At 76.7% G+C, this 20,201-nt stretch carries 1 protein-coding gene (cut by a window edge); it reads right to left on the bottom strand.

Going from position 1 to position 20,201, the window contains the following annotated elements; translation table 11 throughout:
- On the bottom strand, nt 1-20,188 hold the 5' portion of the coding sequence (locus tag O7633_RS30555) for a type I polyketide synthase (protein WP_282324867.1). Its footprint begins 9,842 nt before the window's first position; 20,188 of the gene's 30,030 nt are visible here — the first part of the coding sequence; its start codon is at nt 20,186-20,188; the stop codon falls past the left edge of the window.
- Nucleotides 20,189-20,201 lie beyond the last annotated feature (13 nt).

Genomic DNA, 20,201 nt, shown 5'->3' with positions numbered 1-20,201 from the left:
GGGCGGGCACGTCGATGGTCGCCGGCACCAGGGCAGCACGGTCCGCCGCGAGGGCCGCGTCGAACAGCTCCAGACCGGTGGCCGCGCTCATCGGCGTCAGACCCGCCCGCGCCGACCGCGCCCGATCCGCGTCACCGAGCAACGCCGCCATCCCGTCGGTGTCCCACATACCCCACGCCAGGGACACCGCCGGCAGACCAGCCCCCCGCCGGAACGCCGCAAGACCGTCCAGGAACGCGTTCCCCGCCGCATACGCACCCTGACCCGGCGAACCGAGCACCCCCGCGATCGACGAGAACACCATAAACAGGTCCAGGTCCAGACCGGCCGTCGCCTCGTGCAGGTGCCACGCCGCGTCCACCTTCGGCGCAAGCACAGCCGCCAGCCGCTCCCCGGTGAGCCCCTCGACGAGCCCGTCGTCGAGCACCCCGGCCGTGTGCACCACCCCGGCCAGCCGACCACCGTCGGCGGTGAGCCGCCCGACCAGGGCGCGCACGACCTCGGCATCCGTCACGTCACACGCCGACACCTCCACCGACGCGCCCAGCCCCGACAGCCGCCCCACCAGCTCGTCCGCGCCGGCAGCGGCGGCACCCCGACGCGACACCAACACCAACGACCGCACCCCGTGCGTCTGCACCAGATGCTCCGCGACCAGAGCGCCCAACGCGCCCGTACCACCGGTCACCAACACGACACCGTCGCCCAGCGGGGCGACCGCCGGCACGTCAGGCACCGACGCACGCACCAGACGCGGCACCCACACCCCGCCCGGACGCACCGCCACCTGACCACCGACGGCCGCATCGTCGAGGGCGCCGGCCAGCACGGCCGGCAGTTCGGTTGCGCCGTCGCCGTCGGCGTCCAGGTCCGCGAGGACGATGCGGCCGGGGTGTTCCGACTGGGCCGAGCGGAGCAGGCCCCACACGGCCGCGCCGGCCAGGTCGGTCACCCGGTCACCGTCGCGCGCCGCGACCGCGCCCCGGGTGACGACGACGAGCCGCGTGTCGGCGAGCGCGTCGGCCGCCAGCCACGCCTGCGCCGCGCGCAACGCCTCCGACGCGACCGCCCGCACCACATCGGGGGCGGCGTGGGCGGCGGCGACCGGCAGCACGAGGGCGCGCGGGGCGTCGGCCCCTGCGGCCACCGCCGCCAGCAGGGCCGCCACGTCGGGGTACGCCGCCAAACGGCCCTCGCCCGCCGGCGCGTCGAGGAACCCGGTCATGGTGGTGTCCTCGGGGACGAGCAGCGCCCAGCCAGCGGGGCCACCGGTCGGGGCGACCTCGGCGGCCTGCCACACCACCTCGAACAACGACCGCGACGCCGCACCCGCGACACCAACCCCGGTCAACTCCCGCAGCGCCAGCGAATCCACCGACACCACCGGCGCACCCGACTCGTCCACCGCAACCAGACGGACCCCGGAACCGACCCGGGTCAACCGCACCCGCAGTGCCCGCGCACCCGACGCGTGCACCTGCACACCCGAGAACGCGAACGGCACCCGCGCCGCCGACGCCTCCTCACCGAGCAGCAACCCGATCGGGTGCAACGCCGCATCCAGCAACGCCGGATGCACCCCGAAGCCGTCCGAGCTTCCCGCCTCATCGGGCAGGGCCACCTCGGCGAACACCTCGCCGTCACCGGCCCACACCCGACGCAGACCACGGAACACCGGCCCGTAGACCAGACCCAGCCCCGCCAGGCCCGCGTACCAGCCGGACAGATCCACCTCCGACACACCCACCGGCGGCCACGCACCCAGCACCGGCTCCTCGGCGGAGGCTGCCGCCAGCACGCCCTCGGCGTGCCGGACCCACCCGGCATCGCCGTCGCGTCGGGAGTAGATGGTCACCGGCCGCTCCGGCGCGTCGGCGGGGCCGTCGACGCGTACCTGGATGCGCACGCTTCCGGTGTCGGGCACGACCAGCGGCGCGGCCATGGTCAGTTCCCGGAGCCGGGGCAGCCCCGTCTCGTCGCCGGCCCGGACGGCCAGCTCCACGAGCGCGGTGCCCGGCACGAACGTCGCGCCGGAGACCGCGTGATCCGCCAGCCACGGGTACGCGGCGAGGGACAGCCGGCCGGTGAGCACCACCTCGTCGTTGCCGGCCAGGTCGACGGACGCGCCGAGCAGCGGGTGCCCGGCGTCGCCCAGCCCGGCCCCCGACACGTCGCCGGTCCGGGGCCGGCCGGAGTTGGGCCAGTAGCGCTGGTGCTGGAACGCGTACGTCGGCAGGTCGACCCGCGCCGGGCCGCTGCCGGCGAACCACTGCCGCCAGGTCACGGGCACCCCGTGGACGTGCAGCTCGGCCAGCGCGGCGAGCAGCGCCCGCGCGGCGGGCCGGTCGCGGCGCTGGGCGGCAACGGCGCGCACGCCCTCCTCGCCGGCCAGCACGTCGGCGGCCAGAGCGGTGAGGACGCTCTGCGGCCCCACCTCCAGGAACGTGCCGACACCGGCGGACCGCAGCGCGGCGACCCCGTCGGCGAACCGCACGGCCTCCCGGACGTGCCGCACCCAGTAGTCAGCGGTACGCAGCTCGTCGCCGTCGGCGAGGGCCCCGGTCACGTTCGACACCACCGGCACCAGCGGCGCAGCAAAGCGGAGCCCCTCCAGGACGGCCCGGAACTCGGCGAGCATCGGCTCCATCAACGGGCTGTGGAACGCGTGACTCACCGCCAGCCGGCGGGTACGCACACCCCGGCCCTGCCACTCCCGCTCCAGGTCGTCGAGGACGTCGGCGGCACCCGACACGACCACGGCCGACGGTCCGTTCACCGCCGCGACCCCGACCCGGTCGCCCCGTCCACCGGGCGAGTCCAGCCCGTCCAGCGAGGCGAGCACCTCGGCCTCCGGCGCGGCCACCGCCAGCATCCCGCCGCCAGCGGGCAGGGACTGCATCAGCCGGCCCCGCGCCCCGACGAGGGTGCACGCGTCCGTCAGCGACAACACCCCGGCCACGTGCGCGGCCGTGATCTCGCCGATCGAATGCCCACCCACGAAGTCCGGCACGATCCCGAACGACTCCACGAGCCGGAACAGCGCCACCTCGACGGCGAACAGACCGGCCTGCGTGAACACCGTCTGGTCCAACAGATCGGCGTCGCCGGTGCCCGCCTCCGCGAACAGCACGCGCTTGAGCGGCTGCGGCAGCAACGGATCCAGGTGACCGCACACCTCGTCCAACGCGGCGGCGAACACCGGGAACGCCCCGTACAGCTCCCGGCCCATGCCGGCACGCTGCGCGCCCTGGCCCGAGAACAGCAGGGCCAACTGCCCCCGCTGCTCCGCGGCCCCGACCACCACGGCGCCCGACGGCTCACCGGTGGCCAGAGCCCGCAGGGCAGCCAGCAGATCGTCCCGGCCCTCGGCGACCACCGCCGCGCGCTGCTCCAACGCCGGGCGCGTCGTCACCGACGACCACGCCACGTCCAACGCGGCAAGCGACCCGTCACCGGCCAACCACCGGGCCCACCGACCCGCCTGACCAGCCAACGCCGCATCCGTGCGGGCCGACAGCAGCACCGGCACCACCGGCGGCGTCACCCGCTCCACCACCACACCCTCGACAACCTCCACCGGAGGCTGCTCGATGATCACATGCGCATTCGTCCCCGAAATCCCGAACGACGACACCGCCGCCCGACGCGGCCGGTTGACGACCGGCCACGGCGTCGCCTCAGTCGCCAGCACAACCGCACCCGCAGCCCAATCGACATGCGGCGACGGCTCATCCACGTGCAGGGTCGACGGCACCACCCCATGCCGCATCGCCAACACCATCTTGATGATCCCGGCGACACCAGCCGCCGCCTGCGTGTGCCCGATGTTCGACTTGACCGACCCGAGCAACAGCGGGGTCTCCCGCCCCTGGCCGTAGGTGGCCAGCAGCGCCTGCGCCTCGATCGGATCACCCAGCGTCGTGCCCGTGCCATGCGCCTCGACCGCGTCCACATCAGCCGGCGACAGCAGCGCGTTGGCCAGAGCCTGCCGGATCACCCGCTGCTGCGACGGACCATTCGGCGCGGTAAGACCATTCGACGCACCGTCCTGATTCACCGCCGTCCCCCGCACCACGGCGAGGACCCGCCGGCCGTCCCGCTGCGCGTCGGAGAGCCGCTGCACCAGCAGCATGCCCACGCCCTCCGACCAGCCCGTCCCGTCCGCCGACGCGGCGAACGACTTGCACCGGCCGTCCTGCGACAGCCCGCGCTGCCGGGAGAACTCCACGAACGTCCCCGGGGTGGCCATCACCGTCACGCCACCGGCCAGGGCCAGGTCACACTCCCCCGACCGCAGCGCCTGCGCCGCCAGATGCAACGCGACCAGCGACGACGAGCACGCCGTGTCCACGGTCACCGCCGGCCCCTCAAGACCGAACGTGTACGCCACCCGCCCCGACAGCACACTGCCCGACGTGCCCGTACCCACGTAGCCCTCGGTGTCCGGCGGCAGGTCGGCCAGTCGGGAGGCGTAGTCGTGGTACATGACGCCGGCGAAGACGCCGGTGCGGCTGCCCCGCAGCCGGACCGGGTCGACCCCGGCGGACTCGAACGTCTCCCACGACGCCTCCAGCAGCAACCGCTGCTGCGGATCCATCGCGATCGCCTCACGCGGCGAGATCCCGAAGAACGCCGGGTCGAACTCGGCCGCCCCGGCGAGGAAACCGCCGTGCCGGGTGTACGAGGTGCCGCTGCGGTCCGGGTCGGGGTCGAACAGGGTGTCGAGGTCCCAGCCCCGGTCGGCGGGGAACTCGGAGATCCCGTCCCCACCGTCGGCCAGCAACGCCCACAGGTCGTCCGGGCTGGCGACCCCACCCGGATAACGGCAGGCCATGCCCACGATCGCGATCGGCTCGTCGACGCCGGTGACGGCGCGGGCCGCCGCCCGGCGGTCGGTGAGCTGGCCGGATACCTGCTCGTAGAGGTGCTCGGCGAGCACGGCGGGGGTCGGGTAGTCGAACACCAGCGTCGAGGCCAACCGCAGCCCCGTCGCCGCGTTGACCCGGTTACGCAGGTCCACCGCCGTCAACGAGTCGAACCCCAGCTCCCGGAACGCCCGGTCCGCCGGCACCGCCTCCGCACCACCGTGCCCCAACACCTGCGCCACCAGGCCCCGCACCAGCAGGTCGATCTGGGCGCGGGCCTCGTCGGGGTCCAGCCCGGCGAGTTGGTCGGCCCAGTCCCAGCCGCCGCCCTGGCCGGCCTGTCGGCGGGTGGTCGTCGTGCCGACGAGGGCGCGCAGCACCGCCGGGACCGGGCCGCCCGCGCCGAGGGCGGCCCGCATGGCCGGCACGTCGAGCACGGCCGGCACCAGGGCGGGGCGTCCGGCCGCGAGGGCCGCGTCGAACAGCTCCAGACCGGTGGCCGCGCTCATCGGCGTCAGACCCGCCCGCGCCGACCGCGCCCGATCCGCGTCACCGAGCAACGCCGCCATCCCGTCGGTGTCCCACATCCCCCACGCCAGGGACACCGCCGGCAGACTAGCCCCCCGCCGGAACGCCGCGAGCCCGTCCAGGAACGCGTTCCCCGCCGCATACGCGGCCTGACCCGGCGAACCGAGCACCCCGGCGATGGAGGAGAACACCACGAACAGGTCCAGGTCGAGGCCGGCGGTGGCCTCGTGCAGGTGCCACGCCGCGTCCACCTTCGGCGCGAGGACCCGGGCCAGCCGGTCGGCGTCGATGCCGGTGACCACCGCATCGTCGAGCACCCCGGCCGTGTGCACCACCCCGGCCAGCCGACCACCGTCGGCGGTGAGCCGCCCGACCAGGGCGCGCACGGCCTCGGCATCCGTCACGTCGCAGGCTGCCACCTCCACCGACGCGCCCAGCCCCGACAGCCGCTCGACCACGGCGTCCGCGCCGGCAGCGGCGGTGCCCCGACGCGACACCAACACCAACGACCGCACCCCGTGCACCGACACCAGATGCTCCGCGACCAGAGCGCCCAACGCGCCCGTACCACCGGTCACCAGCACCGCACCGTCGCCGACAGCGACGGGGGTGTCCGTGGCCGACGCGCGCACCAGACGCGGCACCCACACCCCGCCCGAACGCACCGCCACCTGACCACCCACGCCCGCGTCGTCGGCGACCCGGGCGAGCAGGCCCAGGGCGTGCGCGTCGAGGTCGCCGTCGACGTCGGCGAGGACGATGCGGCCCGGGTGCTCGGTCTGCGCCGAGCGGAGCAGGCCCCACACGGCGGATCCGGCGAGGTCCACGACGGGATCGTCCGGCCCGGCGGCCACCGCGCCCCGGGTGACGACGACGAGCCGCGTGTCGGCGAGCGCGTCGGCGGCCAGCCACGCCTGGGTGGCCGCGAGGATGCCGCTGGTGACCGCCTTTGCCGCCTCGGGAACGGCGGCGTCGGGGGCGGCGACCGGCAGCACGAGGGCGCGCGGGGCGTCGGCCCCTGCGGCCACCGCCGCCAGCAGGGCCGCCACGTCGGGGTACGCCGGCAGGCCGGGCAGTGTCGCCGGCAGGTCCCCGCCGGTCAGCAGCGCCCAGCCGGACAACTCGCCGGTCGGGGCGGCCTCGGCGGCCTGCCACACCACCTCGAACAACGACCGCGACGCCGCACCGCCGGCACCGACACCGGTCAACTCCCGCAACACGATCGAGTCCACCGACACCACCGGCGCACCCGACTCGTCCACCGCGACCAGACGGATCTCAGAGCCCGCCCGCGTCAACCGCACCCGCAGCACCCGCGCACCCGACGCGTGCACCTGCACACCCGAGAACGCGAACGGCACCCGTGCCGCTGCCGGCCCCTCGTCGGCGAGCAACAGCCCGATCGGGTGCAACGCCGCATCCAACAACGCCGGATGCACCCCGAACTCCGCCGCGCCCTCGACCTCATCGGGCAGGGCCACCTCGGCGAACACCTCGCCGTCGCCGGCCCACACCCGACGCAGCCCGCGGAACACCGGCCCGTAGACCAGGCCGAGGCCCGCCAGAGCCTCATACCAACCCGACAGATCCACCTCCGGCGCAGCCACCGGCGGCCACGCACCCAGCACCGGCTCCTCGGCCGACACCGGCTCCAGCACACCCTCGGCGTGCCGCACCCACCCGGCGTCACCGTCGGTCTCGGCGTGCACCGCGACGGGCCGGGCACCGGTCGGGTCGGGCGCGCCGACGCGCACCTGGACCCGTACGCCGCCGGTGGCGGGCAGCACGAGCGGCGCGGCGATGGTGAGTTCCCGGAGCCGGGAGACGCCCGCCTCGTCGCCGGCCCGGACGGCCAGCTCCACGAGGGCGGTGCCGGGGACGACCACCGTGTCGGAGACGGTGTGCTCGGCGAGCCACGGGTGGGTGGCGACGGAGAGGCGGCCGGTGAGCACGACCATGTCCTCGCCGGCGACGGTGACGGCTGCGCCGAGCAGGGGGTGCCCGGCCGCGCCGAGGCCGGCGCCGGTGACGTCGCCCGCGCGGGCGCGGCCGATGCCGAGCCAGTACCGCTCGTGCTGGAACGCGTACGTGGGCAGGTCGACGCGCTGCGGGTCGGTGCCGGCGTACCACTGGGTCCAGGTGACGGGCACGCCGTGGACGTGCAGCTCGCCCAGCGCGGCGAGCAGCGCCCGCGCGGCGGGCCGGTCGCGGCGCTGGGCGGCGACGGCGAGCACGCCCTCGTCACCGGCCAGCACGTCGGCGGCCAGAGCGGTGAGGACGCTCTGCGGCCCGACCTCCAGGAACGTGCCCACCCCGGCGGCGCGCAGCGCGGCGACCCCGTCGCCGAAGCGCACCGCCTCCCGCACGTGCCGTACCCAGTAGTCGGCCCGGGTCAGCTCCTGCGGTTCGGCCAGCGCCCCGGTCAGGTTGGACACGACCGGCACCAGCGGCGTACGGAACGCCAGCCCGTCGAGGACGGCCCGGAACTCGGCCAGCATCGGCTCCATCAACGGACTGTGGAACGCGTGACTCACCGCCAACCGGCGCGTCCGCACACCCCGCTCCCGCCAGAGCTGCTCGACCTCGTCGAGGGTCTCGACGGCACCGGAGACGACCACGGCCGACGGCCCGTTCACGGCCGCGATCCCGACGTCGGTGCGACCGGCGATCGAGGCGAGCACGTCGGCCTCGGCGGCGGCGACCGCGAGCATCCCGCCCCCGGCCGGCAACGCCTGCATCAACCGACCCCGGGCGGCCACCAGCGCACACGCGTCCGCCAGCGACAACACCCCCGCCACGTGCGCGGCGGTGATCTCACCGACCGAATGCCCACCGACGAAGTCCGGCACCACCCCGAACGACTCCACCAGGCGGAACAGGGCCACCTCGACCGCGAACAGGCCCGCCTGCGTGAAGACGGTCTGGTCGAGCAGCTCGGCCTCAGTCGTGCCCGCCTCCGCGAACAGCACCGGCTTCAGCGGCTGCGGCAGCAACGGATCCAGGTGCCCGCACACCTCGTCCAACGCGGCGGCGAACACCGGGAACGCCGCGGACAACTCCCGACCCATCCCGGCACGCTGCGCGCCCTGACCGGAGAAGAGGACCGCGAGCTGGCCCGTGGGGGTGCCGGCGGCGGTGACGACGGTGCCGGACGGTTCGCCGGTGGCGAGGGCGCGCAGCCCGGCGAGGAGGTCGTCGCGGTCGGCTGCCGCGAGCACGGCGCGGTGTTCCAGGGTGGCCCGGGTGACGACGGAGGACCAGCCCACGTCGGCGGGGCGGGGGGTCGGGTCGGCGGCGAGCCAGCGGGCCCAGCGGTCGGCCTGGGCGGCGAGGGCCGCCTCGGAGCGGGCCGACAGCAGCACGGCCGCCGGGTGGGCGTCGCCGGTGTGGGCGGACGCGTCGCCGGAGCGCACCGCCGCGTCGCCGGGTCGGGCGGACCGGGGGTCGGCGGGGGGCTGCTCGATGACGACGTGCGCGTTGGTGCCGCTGACGCCGAACGAGGAGATGGCGGCGCGGCGGGGGCGGCCCGTCTCGGGCCAGGGCCGGGCCTCGGTGGCCAGTTCGACGGCGCCGGCCGTCCAGTCGATGTGCGGGGACGGCTCGTCGACGTGCAGGGTGCGGGGGACGACGCCGTGCCGCATCGCCATGATCATCTTGATGATGCCGGCGGCCCCGGCGGCGGCCTGGGTGTGGCCGATGTTCGACTTGACCGACCCGAGCAGCAGCGGCCGGTCGACCGGCCGGTCCTGCCCGTAGGTGGCCAGCAGCGCCTGCGCCTCGATCGGATCGCCCAGGGTGGTGCCGGTGCCGTGCGCCTCGACGGCGTCCACGTCCGCCGGGGTCAGCCGCGCGTTGGCGAGGGCCTGCCGGATCACCCGCTGCTGCGACGGACCGTTCGGCGCGGTCAAACCGTTCGACGCACCGTCCTGGTTGACGGCCGTGCCCCGCACCACGGCGAGGATCCGCCGGCCGTCGCGGCGCGCGTCGGAGAGCCGCTGCACCAGCAGCATGCCCACCCCCTCCGACCAGCCCGTCCCGTCCGCGGCGGCGGCGAACGACTTGCACCGCCCGTCGGCCGACAACCCCCGCTGCCGGGAGAACTCCACGAACGTCCCTGGGGTGGCCATCACCGTCACGCCACCGGCCAGGGCCAGGTCGCACTCCCCCGACCGCAGCGCCTGCACGGCCAGGTGCAGGGCCACCAGCGACGACGAGCACGCCGTGTCCACGGTCACCGCCGGCCCCTCCAGGCCGAACGTGTAGGCGACGCGGCCGGAGACGACGCTGCCCGAGTTGCCGGTGCCGATGTAGCCCTCCAGGCCCTCGGGCAGCTCCTGCACCTGGGAGGCGTAGTCGTGGTACATCAGGCCGGCGAAGACGCCGGTGCGGCTGCCGCGTACCCGCGCCGGGTCGAGGCCGGCGGACTCGAACGTCTCCCACGACGCCTCCAGCAGCAACCGCTGCTGCGGATCCATCGCGACGGCCTCCCGGGGCGAGATCCCGAAGAACGCCGGGTCGAAGTCCGCCGCCCCGGCGAGGAAACCACCGTGCCGGGCGTAGGAGGTGCCGGGGTGGTCGGGGTCGGGGTGGAAGAGGGACTCCAGGTCCCAGCCCCGGTCGGCGGGGAACTCGGAGATTCCGTCGCCACCGTCGGCCAGCAGCGCCCACAAGTCGTCGGGGCCGGCGACCCCACCCGGGTAACGGCAGGCCATGCCGACGATCGCGATCGGCTCGTCGACGCCGCCGGTGGCGGCGACCGCCTCGGGCCGGTCGGCGGTCGCGCCGGTGAGCTGCTCGTGCACGTGCGCGGCGAGGGCCGCCGGGGTCGGGTAGTCGAACACCAGCGTCGACGCCAACCGCAGCCCCGTCGCCGCGTTGACCCGGTTACGCAGGTCCACCGCCGTCAACGAGTCGAAACCCAACTCCCGGAACGCCCGGTCCGCCGGCACCGCCTCCGCACCACCGTGCCCCAACACCTGCGCCACCAGGCCCCGCACCAGCACGTCCACCTGGGCGCGGGCCTCGTCGGGGGCGAGCGCGGCGAGGCGCTGGGCCCAGCCGCCGGCCGCGCCGCCGCCGGCCTGCCGCCGGGCGGGCGCGGTGCCGACGAGGGCGCGCAGCATCGGCGGTACGCCGGTGGCGGTGGCCGCCGCGCGCAGCGCCGGCACGTCGACGACGGCGGGGACGAGCGCGGCGGCGTCGGTGGCGACGGCGGCGTCGAACAGGGCGACGCCGACGGGCCCGTCGATCAGGCCGAGGCCGGAGCGGGTGACCCGGGACCGGTCGGCGGCGCTGAGGGTGGCGGCCATCCCGTCGGTGTCCCACATGCCCCAGGCCAGGGAGTGCGCGGTCAGCCCCTGGGCGCGGCGGTGGGCGGCGAGCGCGTCGAGGAAGTGGTTGGCGGCGGCGTACGCGCCCTGGCCCGGGGAGCCGAGGACCCCGGCGATGGAGGAGAACAGCACGAACAGGTCGAGGTCGAGGCCGGCGGTGGCCTCGTGCAGGTGCCACGCCGCGTCGACCTTCGGCGCGAGGACCCGGGCCAGCCGGTCGACGTCGATGCCGGTGACCACCGCGTCGTCGAGCACCCCGGCCGTGTGCACCACCCCGGCCAGCCGACCACCGTCGGCGGTGAGCCGCCCGACCAGGGCGCGCACCGCATCGGGGTCGGTGACGTCGCAGGCGAGCACGTCGACCCGCGCGCCGAGGGCGGTCAGCTCGGCGGCGAGGTCGGCCGCACCGTCGGCGGCGGGGCCGCGCCGGCTGACCAGGGCGAGGGAGTCCACGCCCCGGTCGGTGACGAGGTGCCTGGCCAGCAGCGCGCCGAGCGCGCCGGTGCCGCCGGTGACCAGGACGGTGCCGTCGAGGGGACGTCGGGCGGGCGCGGGTGGGGTGTCGGCGCGTACCAGACGGGGGGTGTAGGTCGTGTCGGCGCGGACGGCGAGCTGCGCCGCAGCCGGGTCGTCGGCGGCGGCCGCGAGCAGCGCGACGGCGGGCGCGTCGAGGTCCCGGTCGAGGTCGGCCAGGACGATGCGGCCGGGGTGCTCGGACTGGGCGGCGCGCAGCAGGCCCCACACGGCCGCGCCGGTCAGCTCGTCGGCGGGGTCGGCGTCGGTGGCCCGGACCGCGCCCCGGGTGACCACCGCGAGGCGGGTGTCGGCGAGGGCGTCGGCGGCGAGCCACGCCTGGACGGCGGCGAGCACGGCGGCGGTGCCGGCCCGCACGGCGGCGGGCAGCGCGTCGGCGGGCAGGCCGGCGGCCGTGGCGGGCACGGGCAGCAGGACCAGCGGGGGCACGTCGCCGGTGGCGGCCAGCTCGGCGACGCCCGGGTGGGCGGGGACGCCGGGCAGCGCGGGCGTGGCGGGGCCGAGCAGGGCGGCGCGGGGCGCGTCGGCGGGGGCGAGCGGCTCGGGCCGCCAGTCGACGCGGAACAGCGACCGGGCGGCGAGGGTGGCCGCCGACGGGTCGCCGCCGGTCATCTCGCGCAGGACGAGGGAGTCGACGGTGACCACGGGCCGGTCGGTGTCGTCGACGGCGAGCAGCCGCACGGCGGTGCCGGTGCGGGTGAGCCGGACGCGGAGGGTGTCCGCGCCGACGGCGTGCACCTGGACGCCCGCGAACGCGAACGGGGCCTTGGGGCCGGTGGTGCCGTCGCCGGGCAGCAGGGCGGTGGGGTGCAGGGCCGCGTCGAGCAGGGCGGGGTGCACGCCGAAGCCGGCGCTGCCGTCGGTGGTCGCGGCGGGCAGGGTCACCTCGGCGTAGACGGTGTCGTCGCCGGCCGTCCAGGCGCGGCGCAGGCCCTGGAACACCGGCCCGTAGGTCATGCCGTGGCCGGCGAGGGCGTCGTACCAGCCGGCGAGGTCGGCCTCGACGGCGTCGGCGGGGGGCCACGCGCCGAGGCCGGCGTCGGCGGTGGGCTCGACGGCGGTGAGCAGGCCCTCGGCGTGCCGCACCCAGTCGCCGTCGGGGTCGTGGTCGGGCTGGGAGTGCACGGTGACGGCCCGCCCGCCGACGCCGTCGCGGGGGCCGACGCGGACCTGGACGCGCACCGCGCCCTGGGCGGGGAGCACGAGCGGGGCGGCGATGGTCAGCTCCGCCACCCGGCAGGGGCCGAACTCGTCGCCGGCGCGCAGCGCCAGCTCGACGAGCGCGGTGCCGGGGACGACGACCGCGCCGGCGACCACGTGGTCGGCCAGCCACGGCTGGGCGGCGACGGAGAGCCGGCCGGTGAGCACGGCCGCGTCCTCGCCGGCCAGCCGGACGGCGGCGGCGAGCAGCGGGTGCCCGGCCGCGCCGAGGCCCGCCCGGGAGACGTCGGAGGCGCGGCCGGCGGGCCGCAGCCAGAAGCGTTCCCGGGCGAACGCGTACGTCGGGAGGTCGACCCGGGTCGGAGCGGCGTCGGCGAGCAGCGGGGCCCAGTCGACGCGTGCTCCGGCGGCGTGCAGCTCGGCGAGGGCGGCGAGCAGGGCGCGGGGCTCGGCGCGGTCGCGGCGCTGGGCCGGCACGGCGAGCAGGTCGTCGTCGCCGGTCAGGGCGTCGCGGACCAGGGCGGTGAGCACCGCGCCGGGGCCGATCTCGACGAACGTGTCCGCCCCGGCGGCGCGCAGCGCGGCGACCCCGTCGGCGAACCGGACGGCCTCCCGCACGTGCCGCACCCAGTAGTCGGCGGTCCGCAGGTCGTCGCCGTCGGCGAGCGCCCCGGTCACGTTCGACACGACCGGCACCAGCGGCGCGGCGAACGACAGCGTCTCCAACACGGCCCGGAACTCGGCGAGCATCGGCTCCATCAACGGGCTGTGGAACGCGTGACTCACCGTGAGCCGGCGGGTGCGGACACCCCGGTCCCGCCAGAGCTGCTCGACCTCGTCGAGGACCCCGACCGCGCCGGAGACGACCACGGCCGACGGGCCGTTGACGGCCGCGATTCCCACCTCGACGCGGCCGGCGATGGACTCCGCCACCTCGGCCTCGGCCGCAGCGACCGCGAGCATCCCGCCGCCGGCCGGCAACGCCTGCATCAACCGACCCCGGGCGGCCACCAGCGCACACGCGTCCGCCAGCGACAACACCCCCGCCACGTGCGCGCCAGTGATCTCACCGACCGAGTGGCCGCCCACGAAGTCCGGCACCACCCCGAACGACTCCACCAGGCGGAACAGGGCCACCTCGACCGCGAACAGCCCCGCCTGCGTGAACACGGTCTGGTCGAGCAGCTCGGCCTCAGTCGTGCCCGCCTCCGCGAACAGCACCGGCTTCAGCGGCTGCGGCAGCAACGGATCCAGGTGACCGCACACCTCGTCCAACGCGGCGGCGAACACCGGGAACGTGGCGTACAGCTCCCGACCCATCCCGGCACGCTGCGCGCCCTGACCGGAGAAGAGCAGGGCGACGGGGCCCCGGTCGGCGGCGCGGCCGGTGACGACGGCGTCGGTGGGCTCGCCCGTCGCGAGGGCGGTCAGGGCGGCGGCCAGCTCGGCGTGGTCGGCGGCGAGGAGCACCGCGCGGTGCTCCAGGGCGGTGCGGGCGACGAGCGACGTCCAGCCGACGTCGGCCAGCCGGGGCAGGTCGCCGCCGGTGGCCCGGTCGGCCCAGCGGCGGGCCCAGCGGGCGGCCTGGCGGGTCAGGCCGCCCTCGCCCCGGGCGGAGAGCAGCACCGGCACCAGCGGCGGGGCGGGCGGCCCGGCGACGTCGCCGTGCGGCCGGTCGGCGGCCTCGCCGTCCCGCCGCCGCGCGGTTTCGCCGGGCGGCTGCCCGGCGGTCGCGTCGTCGGCCACCGGCGCGGGCGGCTGCTCGATGATCACGTGGGCGTTGGTGCCGCTGACCCCGAACGACGACACGGCGGCGCGGCGCGGCCGGTCCACCTGCGGCCACGGCCGGGCCTCGGTGAGCAGCTCGACCGCGCCGGCCGACCAGTCGACGTGCGGGGTGGGCTCGTCGACGTGCAGGGTCGCCGGCAGGGTGCCGTGCCGCAGCGCCTGCACCATCTTGATCACCCCGGCGACGCCGGCGGCGGCCTGGGTGTGGCCGATGTTCGACTTGATGGAGCCCAGCCACAGGGGACGGTCGGCGGGCCGGTCCTGCCCGTAGGTGGCCAGCAGCGCCTGCGCCTCGATCGGGTCGCCCAGGGTGGTGGCGGTGCCGTGCGCCTCGACGGCGTCCACGTCGGCCGGGGCGAGGCCGGCGTTGGCGAGGGCGGCGCGGATGACGCGCTGCTGCGACGGCCCGTTCGGGGCGGTGAGCCCGTTGGACGCGCCGTCCTGGTTGACGGCGGAGCCGCGCACGACGGCGAGGATCCGGTGGCCGCGCCGCTGGGCGTCGCTGAGGCGTTCGACGAGGAGCACGCCGACGCCCTCGCCCCAGCCGGTGCCGTCGGCGGCGGCGGCGAAGGAGCGGCACCGCCCGTCGGCGGCGAGCCCGCCCTGCCGGGTGAACTCGACGAACGCGCCGGGGGTGACCATGACGGTCACGCCGCCGGCCACGGCGAGGTCGCACTCGCCCTGCCGCAGCGACTGCACGGCCAGGTGCAGCGCCACCAGCGACGACGAGCAGGCGGTGTCGACGGTGACGGCCGGGCCCTCCAGGCCGAACGTGTAGGAGACGCGGCCGGAGATGACGCTGTGCGCGCCGCCGGTGAGCCGGTAGCCGTCCAGGTCGGGGGTCTCGTCGCCGGTGCCGTAGCCGGACGGGGACGCGCCGACGAACACGCCGGTCGGGGTGCCGTGCAGGCTGTCGGGGGTGACGCCGGCCTGCTCGAACGCCTCCCAGGTGGCCTCCAGCAGCAGCCGCTGCTGCGGGTCCATCGCGAGGGCCTCGCGCGGGGAGACGCCGAAGAAGACGGGGTCGAAGTCGGTGGCCCCGTCGAGGAACCCGCCGTGCCGGGTGGAGGAGCGGCCGGGCGCGTCGGGGTCGGCGGCGAGGAGCCGGTCGAGGTCCCAGTGCCGGTCGGGGGCGAACTCGCTGATGCCGTCGCGGCCGGTGGCGACGAGGTCCCACAGCCCGTCGGGGTCGCTGACGCCGCCCGGGTAGCGGCAGCTCATGCCGACGATGGCGATGGGCTCGTCGGCGGTGGCCGGGCCGGTGCCGGCCCCCGGGGTCCCGGCGGCGGGCGCGTCGTCGTCGAGCCGCAGCAGGGCGGCCAGGTGCCCGGCGAGGGCGGCCGGGTTGGGGTAGTCGAAGATGAGGGTGGTGGGCAGGGCCAGCCCGGTCGCGGCGGTGAGCTGGTTGCGCAGCTCCACGGCGGTCAGCGAGTCGAAGCCCAGCTCCTTGAACGCCCGCTTCGGCTTGACCGCGTCGGTGCCGCTGTGGCCGAGGACGGCGGCGGCGTGGCCGCGTACCAGGTCGGTGAGCTGCCGGTCGCGTTCGGCGCGGGTCACGGCGGCCAGGTCGCGGCGCAGGGCGGCGGCGTGGTCGGTGCCGCCGTCGGCGGGGCGGGCGGCGAGGGCGTCGCGGGCCTCGGCGATGTCGTCGAGCAGCGGGCGGGGCCGGGCGGACGCGTACGCGGGGGCGAAGTGCTCCCAGGCGACGTCGGCGACGACGAGGCAGGTCTCGCCGTGCTCGACGGCGCGGCGCAGGGCGAGCAGCGCGGCGGCCGGCTGCATCGGGTTGAGGCCGCGCCGGCTGAGCAGCCGCTGCGCCTCCTCGGTGGTGGCCATGCCGCCCTCGGCCCAGGCGCCCCAGGAGACGGAGGTGGCGGCGAGTCCCCGGGCGCGGCGCTGCTCGGCGAGCGCGTCGAGGTACGCGTTCGCGGCCGCGTACGCGCCCTGGCCGCCGCTGCCCCACACGCCGGAGATGGAGGCGAACGTGACGAACGCGTCGAGCTGCCGGTCGCCGAGCAGCTCGTCGAGGTGCGCCGCACCGGCGACCTTGCCGGCCAGGACGTGTTCGAGGACGTCGAGGTCGGTGTCGACGAGGGCGGTGAGCTGGGTGATGCCGGCGGCGTGCAGCACGGCGGTGAGCGGGGCTACGTCGTCGAGGCCGGCGACGAGGGCGGCGACCTGCTCGCGGTCGGCCATGTCGCAGGCGGCGACGGTGACCCGTACGCCGGTGGCGGTCAGCTCGTCGGCCAGCGCGGCCGCGCCGTCGGCGGCGAGTCCCCGGCGGCTGGTGAGCACCAGGTGTTCGGCGCCGTTGGCGGCGAGCCAGCGGGCGGCCTGCGCGCCGATCGCGCCGGTGCCACCGGTGACGAGGACGGTGCCGCGCGGCTGCCACGACGTGACCGGGCCGGTGGTGCGGGTGGCGGCGCGGGCGAGGCGGCGCACGAACGTGCCGTAGGGGCGGACCGCGAACTGGTCCTCGTCGCCGCCGCCGGCGAGGATGCGGGCGACCTCGGCCCAGCAGGCGGCGTCGGGCGCGGCGGGCAGGTCGACGAGGCCGCCCCACTGGCCGGGGTGTTCCAGGCCGACGACCCGGGCGAGGCCCCACAGGGCATGCTGGGCGGCGCTGGCCACCGGCTCGGCCGGGTCGGTGCCGACGCCGCCGACGGTGAGGCACCACAGCGGGGCGGGCACGTCGGCGTCCCGCAGCGCCTGCACCAGGCGGGTGGTGGCGACCAGGCCGGTGGGGACCGCGGGGTGGCCCGGGTACCGGTCGTCGGCGAGGCCGAGCAGCGACACCACGCCGGCCAGGGGCGCGTCCCGGTGGTCGGCGAGCACGGCGGCCAGGCCCTCGCGGGTGGCCCCGGCGGGGTCGACGGCGACGCGCCGCACCCGCCGGCCGTCGGCGGCGGCTTCGAGGGCGTCCACCCAGCCGGCCACGGTGGCGTCGCCGGCCGGCAGGACCACGAGCAGGTCGCCGGCCACGGCGGGACCGGCGGGCGGCCCGGCCGGCTTCCAGACGATCCGGTACGACCAGCCGTCGAGCACGGCCCGCTGCAACCGGGCCTTCCGCCAGGACGACAGCACGGGCAGCGCCGGGGCGAGCACCTCCAGGTCGGCGGGCGCGCCGTCGAGCTGGGCGGCGAGGGCGGCCACGTCGGAGCGTTCGACGGCCGACCAGAACTCGACGTCGACGACGTCGGGGCTGACCGGTCCGGTGGCGGTGGCGGCGGCCGTCCGCTCGGCCCAGTAGCGCTGCCGCTGGAACGCGTACGTGGGCAGGTCGACCAGGACGTCGGCGGGGGCGAGGACGCGGCGCAGGTCGACGGCGAGGCCGTGGGCGTGGGCGGCGGCGAGGCTGGTGAGCAGCCGGGCTGCGGCGTCCTCGCCGCGGCGCAGGGTGGCCAGGGCCCGGCCGGTGGTGCCGGTGTCGTCGAGGACCGCGGTGAGCGACATGCTCAGCACCGGGTGCGGGGAGACCTCGACGAAGTCGGTGTGCCCGGCCTCGACGGCGGTGCGCACGGCGGTGTCGAACAGCACCGGCCGGCGCAGGTTCTCCGCCCAGTAGTCGGCGTCGAGGGCCGCGCCGTCGATCCAGGTGCCGGTGACGGTGGACAGGATCCGCACGTCGGCGTCGCGGGGCACGACGCCGGCCAGGTCGGCGCGCATCCGGTCGGCGACGGGCTGCACGGCCGGCGAGTGGGAGGCGTAGTCGATGTCGATGAGCCGGGCGCGCACGCCCTGCGCGGCGTAGGCGGCGGCGAGGTCGGCCACGGCCTGCGGCGGGCCGGAGACGACGGTGGCGTGGGGCCCGTTGACGACGGAGACGCTCAGCCCGTCGGGGAGCCGCCCGGCGACCTCGGCGGCGGGCAGGTCGACCGCGACCATTCCGCCGGTGCCGGCGATGCCGGCGAGGGCGCGGGCCCGCAGGGCGAGGATCTTGACGGCGTCGGCGAGGGTCAACGCCCCGGCGACGTGGGCGGCGACGATCTCGCCCTGGGAGTGGCCGACGACGGCGCGGGGCGTCAGGCCGGCGTGCCGCCACACCCGGGCCAGGCCGACGCCGACGGCGAACAGGGCCGGCTGGACGACCTCGGTGCGGCTCAGCCACGAGTCGTCGTCGCCGGTGAGGACGGCGACCAGGTCGACGTCGAGCCAGCGGTCGAACTCGGCCTGGCACTCGGCGAGGGCCTCGTCGAAGACGGGGCAGACGCCGACGAGGCCGGCGGCCATCGAGACGTACTGGGCGCCCTGGCCGGGGAAGACCCAGACGGGTCCCTCGCCGGGTTCGCCGGCCACGCCGGTGACGACGGTCCCGGCGGGGGTGCCGGCGGCGAGGGCGTCGAGGCCGGCGAGGAGCTGCGCCGGGTCGGCGGCGACGACGGCGGCCCGGTGCTCGAACTCGGAACGGGTGGCGGCGAGGGACCAGGCGAGCCGGGCCGGGTCGAGGCCGGCGCGGGCGCGGACGTAGCGGGCGAGGCGGGCGGCCTGCGCGCGCAGGGCCGCCGTGGACCGGGCGGACAGCGCCCACACGGTCGCGGCGGGCGCGGCGAGCAGGCCGGGCCGGTCCTCGGGTGCGCCGGCGGCGGGCGCGGCGTCGGCCTGTTCGAGGATGACGTGGGCGTTGGTGCCGGAGATGCCGAACGACGACACGGCGGCCCGGCGCGGGCGGTCCACCTCGGGCCAGGGGCGGGGCTCGGTGAGCAGCGACACCGCCCCGGCCGACCAGTCGATGTGCGGCGACGGGGTGTCGACGTGCAGGGTGGCCGGCAGCAGGCCGTGCCGCATCGCCATGACCATCTTGATGATCCCGGCGATGCCGGCGGCGGACTGGCTGTGCCCGATGTTCGACTTGATCGAGCCGAGCCACAGCGGGTCGCGCCCGTCGCGGTCCCGCCCGTAGGTGGCCAGCAGCGCCTGCGCCTCGATCGGGTCGCCGAGGGTGGTGCCGGTGCCGTGCGCCTCGACGGCGTCCACGTCGGCGGGGGTGAGGCGGGCGTTGCTGAGCGCCTGCCGGATGACCCGCTGCTGCGCCGGCCCGTTGGGGGCCGTGAGCCCGTTGGACGCGCCGTCCTGGTTGATCGCGGAGCCGCGCACCACGGCGAGGACGCGGTGGCCGTTGCGCTGGGCGTCGGAGAGCCGCTCGACGAGGAGCAGGCCGACGCCCTCGGCCCAGCCGGTGCCGTCGGCTGAGGCGGCGAACGACTTGCACCGCCCGTCGGAGGCGAGGCCGCGCTGCCGGGAGAACCCGACGAACGCGCTCGGCGTGGCCATGACGGTCACGCCGCCGGCGAGGGCCAGGTCGAACTCGCCGGAGCGCAGCGCCTGGCAGGCCAGGTGCAGGGCGACCAGCGACGACGAGCAGGCGGTGTCCACGGTGACCGCCGGCCCCTCCAGGCCCAGCGCGTACGCGATGCGGCCGGACACGACGCTGGTGGCGGTGCCGGTGAGCAGGTAGCCCTCGTCGGCGCCGTCCGCGCCGCCGTCCTGGCCGACGCCGTAGCCGTTGGCGGCGGTGCCGACGAACACGCCGACCTTCTGCCCGCGCACCGACGACGGGGCGATGCCGGCGGACTCGAACGCCTCCCACGACGTCTCCAGCAGCAGCCGCTGCTGCGGGTCCATGGCGAGGGCCTCGCGGGGGCTGATGCCGAAGAACTCGGCGTCGAACTCGGCCGCCTCGTAGAGGAAGCCGCCCTGCTGGGTGGTGGAGCGGCCGACCCGGCCGGCCTCCGGGTCGTAGAGGTTGTCCAGGTCCCAGCCCCGGTCGGCGGGGAAGCCGCCGATGGCGTCGCCGCCCGCGGCCACCAGGTCCCACAGCTCGTCGGGCGACGACACCCCGCCCGGGTAGCGGCAGGACATCGCCACGATGGCGATCGGCTCCCGGGCCGCCGCCGTGAGCTGCTGGTTGAGCTGCTTGAGCCGGCTGGTCTCCTTGAGGGAAGCCCGAAGCGCCTCGACGACCTTATCTGCAGACGTGGACATCAGTTACTCCGTA

This window comes from Micromonospora sp. WMMD712 (genome assembly GCF_029581295.1).
Lineage (GTDB): Bacteria > Actinomycetota > Actinomycetes > Mycobacteriales > Micromonosporaceae > Micromonospora > Micromonospora carbonacea.
This window is presented reverse-complemented; position numbering and strand designations above follow the sequence as displayed.